The 269-nt window shown below is 72.1% G+C and carries 1 pseudogene; it reads right to left on the minus strand.

Annotated elements, in window-relative coordinates:
- Nucleotides 1-269: pseudogene (locus HCN51_RS57895) on the minus strand (heavy metal translocating P-type ATPase); the annotation flags it as partial.

A 269-nucleotide genomic window follows, 5' to 3' on the forward strand; every position in this document is an offset into this window, starting at 1 on the left:
CGCAGGCTGTTGGTGACCACGAACACGCTGGAGAACGCCATGGCCGCGCCCGCGATCATCGGGTTGAGCAGGCCCAGCGCCGCCAGCGGCAGGGCGGCCACGTTGTAGGCGAACGCCCAGAACAGGTTGCCCTTGATCGTTGACAGCGTGCGGCGCGACAGCCGGATCGCGTCCGCCGCCACCCGCAGGTCGCCCCGGACCAGGGTCAGGTCGCCGGCCTCGATCGCGGCATCCGTGCCGGTGCCCATGGCCAGGCCCAGGTCCGCCTG

Source organism: Nonomuraea composti (assembly GCF_012034275.1).
GTDB lineage: Bacteria > Actinomycetota > Actinomycetes > Streptosporangiales > Streptosporangiaceae > Nonomuraea > Nonomuraea composti.